This is a genomic window from Streptomyces sp. NPDC001002, assembly GCF_053599215.1.
In genome coordinates this window covers 1-4,303 of sequence record NZ_JBSFLV010000279.1, presented here as the reverse complement: position 1 = coordinate 4,303, position 4,303 = coordinate 1, and the positions used below count along the sequence as shown (strand labels likewise).

The following is a 4,303-nucleotide window of genomic DNA, read 5'->3' as shown; positions in this document are numbered from 1 at the left end:
TCCTGCACCAGGTGGTGAATCCGCAGCAGCGCCAGCCACCGACCACCCGCACCACCCGGCTCCGCCGCCACATGCACATCCAGCAACGGCGCACGATTCAGGTCCATCCACCCACCGGCGGCAGCTCGCAGCTGTTCGGCCGGCTCCGCCTCGTCGTCCAACTCGACCTCGGACACGCTGAGTTCGGCGTGGCGGGCGACGACCTGCACCGGCTCGCGCAGGCCCTCCCACACCACACCGGTCCGATAGACGTCATGCCGGTCCACGACCCATTGCAACGCCCGCAGGAAGTCGTCCAACCGCCGGCGCGTGTCGAAGCCGAGGACGGCCGGCAGGACGTAGACGTCCGTGCCGTTCCGGTCGGCCATCAGGTGGTGGAAGAGGATGCCTTCCTGGAGGGGGGCCAGCGGGTAGATGTCCGCGACGTTGGCCGCGCCGCCCGGCACGGCGGCCACCACCCGTGCGATCTCCTCCTCGTCCAGATCGACCAAGGGCAGCATGTCGGGGGTGAGGTGCTCCGCACCGTCCGGGATCAGGACCGCGGGCACCTCCACCCGGCCCGGGCCACCCGCCCCGGCCAGCCCTGCCGGTGTCGCCGTTTCGAAGAGGGCTCGCACCGACACCGCGACGCCCCGCTGCCGTAGCCACTCCACCAGCGACACTGCGAGCAGCGAATGGCCGCCCAGCGCGAAGAAGTCGTCGTCCACGCCCACCGACGGCAGGCCGAGGACCTCGGCGAACGCCCGGCACAGCAACTCCTCCTGTGCCGTCGCCGGAGCCCGGCCGGGTTCGGCGGTGTACTCCGGGGCGGGCAGGGCCGCGCGGTCCAGTTTCCCGCTGGCCGTCAGCGGGAGTTCGTCCAGGACCAGCACCGCCGACGGCACCATGTGGGCGGCGAGGTGTTGACCGGCGTACTCCCGTACGGTTTCCGGCAGTTGCTCGGCATGCTCCGGTGAGACCGGGACGACGTAGGCGATCAGTCGTCCGTCCCCCGGTGTGTCCTCGCGGACTGTCACTGCGGCCTGTGCAACGTCCGAGTGCGCGGCGACGACTGTCTGCACCTCGCCCGGTTCGACCCGGAAGCCGCGGATCTTCACCTGCTCGTCCGCACGCCCCGCGAAGACCAGCTGGCCGTCCGCCGTCCACCGCACCAAGTCCCCGGTCCGGTACATCCGCTCGCCCGCCAGACCGAACGGGCACCCCACAAAACGCTCCGCCGTCAAACCAGGACGGCCGAGATAACCACGCGCCAACCCCGCACCCGCGACATACAACTCACCCGTCACACCCACCGGCACCGGACGCAACCCACCGTCCAGGACGAAGACGCTCGTGTTGCCGATCGGGGTGCCCAGCGGCACCACTCCCTGGGCGGTCGTCGTGGGGTCCAGGCGAGCGGTGAGTACGCCGATCGTGGTCTCTGTCGGGCCGTAGTGGTTGAAGACGGGTCGTTCGCCCGCTGCCCTCAACAGGTCGGCCACCCAAGCCGGTTGGGCGGCCTCGCCACCCAGTACGAGTGACTGGGCCGGGATCAGGTCTGCCAGGTCGGCCGCCGTACCGAGGGCGGCCAGGTGGGACGGGACCACCTTCATGAAGTCGATGCGGTGTTCCGCCAGGTAGTCCGTCACCGCGTGCGGGTCGGTCACCGACCGAGCGTCCAGGACGTGCAGTTGGCCGCCCGAGATCAGGCTCGCGAACACCACCGTGTTGCCCAGGTCGGTGGCCTGTGCCTGGAGCAGTGCGTAGCGTCCGCCGGGTTCGCCGAATCCGATCCGTGCGGGGGCCGACGTCACGTAGTTGGCGAGTCCGCCGTGGGTGACGGCTACGCCCTTCGGGCGACCGGTTGAACCTGAGGTGTAGACGACGTAGGCGAGGCCACGCGGATCGAGGGCGGACCGCGCCCTGTCGTCCTCGGGCTGCGCGGCGAGTTGTCGTGCGACCGTAGGGTCGTCGAGGGCGAGGGTGCGCAGACCTCCCGCGGGGAGGTCCGCGAGTAGTTCGTCGGTGCCTACGACGACCAGGGCCCCGCTGTCGGACAGCATGAACTCTCGTCGTTCGACGGGGAGTTCGGGGTCGAGTGGGAGATAGGCGGCGCCGGTTCTCCAGACTGCGAGGATCGCCGTCATCACGTCGGCGCCCCGGGGCAGGCAGAGCCCGACCACGGACCCCGGTCCGACACCGGAGCGGCGCAGCAAGTGCGCGAGGCGGTCGGCGCGCTCCTCGAGTTCGGCGTACGACACCTCGGTCCCGTCGCACACCACCGCCACCGCGTCCGGGGTGCGGGTGGCCTGGGCCGTGATCAGATCGGGCACAAGTCCCACGGGGGACAAGGATGTTGACGCCCGTCCCTGGGTCAGGATCCGCTGCCGTTCGTCCTCCGTGAGCACGTCGATCGTGGCCAGCGCGGTGCCCGGTGCATCGGTCAGCGCGGTGACGAGTTCGTCCAGGCAGGTGACGAGGAGGTTGGCCACCTTCGCCGGGTCGGCGGGGGTCGCCGCGTCGACGGCCACGTCGAAGCCGGACGGGCCGTGGTTGATCGCCACGTTCAGGGGATAGTTGGTGCGCACCTTCGACTCGACCACGTCGATGCCGTCGAGGCCGGTGCCGGACCTGCGGATGTCGCGCTGGTTGTGCCGGTAGTTGAAGATCGACGTGAACAGGGGGCTGCCGCCCGGCACGCCGGCGGCTGCCTGGGCGACCGTGAGCGGGGCGTGCTCGTGCACCAACAGGTCGGCCAGTTGATGGCGCAGGTCGGCCAGTGCGTCCGCCACGCCCTGTCCGGCGACGCGTACTCGTAGCGGCAGGGTGTTCATGAAGAGGCCGGGCACCCGGTCGGCGCCGGCGCCGGCGTTCATGCGCCCGAACAGCACGGTGCCGAAGACGACGTCGTCGCGTCCGGTCACCGCGGCCAGCACCCGTGCCCACGCGAGGTGGAAGACGGTGGCCGGACTGACGCCCTGGGTCCGGGCCACCTCGCGCAGGCGGTCCACCAGGTCGCCGTCCAACGGGAGTTGGGCATGACCGACGGGCTTGTCGCCGCTGTGCACATCGGTCAGTCCGTACGGCGCGGTGGTCTCCGTGACGTCCCCGAGGAGGTCGGCGAAGTACCGCTCGTGCTCCTCGCGGGACACACCGAGTCGCGCCTGTGCCACGAACCGGCGGAACGGCAGCGGCTCCGGCAGCTCGTCGGCCCGGTCGCTCAGGAAGGCCTGCAGTTCGCCGAGGAGTGTTTCGAGTGCCGTGTGATCCTGGACCAGGTGGTGGATCCGCAGCAGCGCCAGCCACCGGCCGTCGGCGCCCTGCTCGCCGGCGACGTGCACCGACATCAACGGGGCGCGATCCAGCTCCAGCCGTCCCCGGCTCGCAGCCGACAGCTGCTCGGCCGCGTCGGGCCCCTCGGGGTCCAACGTCACTTCGTGCACCGGGAGTTCGGCATGGCGGACCACGACCTGCACCGGTTCGCGCAGCCCCGCCCACATGATCGCCGTGCGGTACACGTCGTGTCGTGCCAGTACGCCGCGCAAGGCTGCCAGGAAGGCGTCGAGCCGGTCACGCGTGTCGAAACGCAGCGTGGTCGGGGTCGCGTACACGTCCGCGGCGTCGTGGTCGGCCATCAAGTGGTGGAAGAAGATGCCCTCTTGGAGCGGGGCCAGCGGGTAGATGTCCGCCAAGTTGGCCGCTCCGCCCGGCACGGCCTCGACGATCCGTGCGAGCTCCGTCTCGTCCAGATCGACCAGCGGCAGCATGTCGGGCGTGAGGTGCTCCGCACCCTCCGGGATGCGGTTGTCCGGGACCACGACCTGCTCCGGGCCGGCGACCGCCGCAAGACCGGCCGGCGTGGGTGTCACGAACAGGGCGCGCACCGACACCGCGACGCCCCGCTGCCGCAGCCACTCCACCAGCGACACCGCCAGCAGCGAATGCCCGCCCAGTGCGAAGAAGTCGTCGTCCACGCCCACCGACGGCAGGCCGAGGACCTCGGCGAAGGCCCGGCACAGCAACTCCTCCTGCACCGTCACCGGCGCCCGACCGGAAACGTGCGTCAACTCCGGGGCAGGCAGAGCGGCACGGTCCAGCTTCCCGTTGACCGTCAACGGGAGTTCGTCCAGGACCAGCACCGCCGACGGCACCATGTAACCCGGCAACCGCTCGGCGACGTACGCGCTCGCCGACTCCGCCAAACCGTCGGCACCCTCGGCAGCCACGAGATAGGCCAACAGGCGCTTGTCGCCCGGGACATCCTCACGAACGACGACTGCGGCCTGCGCGACACCCGGGTGTGCGGCCAGCAGTGCCTCGACCT

The 4,303-nt window shown here is 70.7% G+C and carries 1 protein-coding gene; it reads right to left on the bottom strand.

From position 1 onward, the window contains the following. Positions 1-4,303, bottom strand: a 4,303-nt coding sequence (locus ACWDR3_RS47265; RefSeq protein ID WP_450358876.1) for an amino acid adenylation domain-containing protein, incomplete at both ends; no start/stop codon positions are given.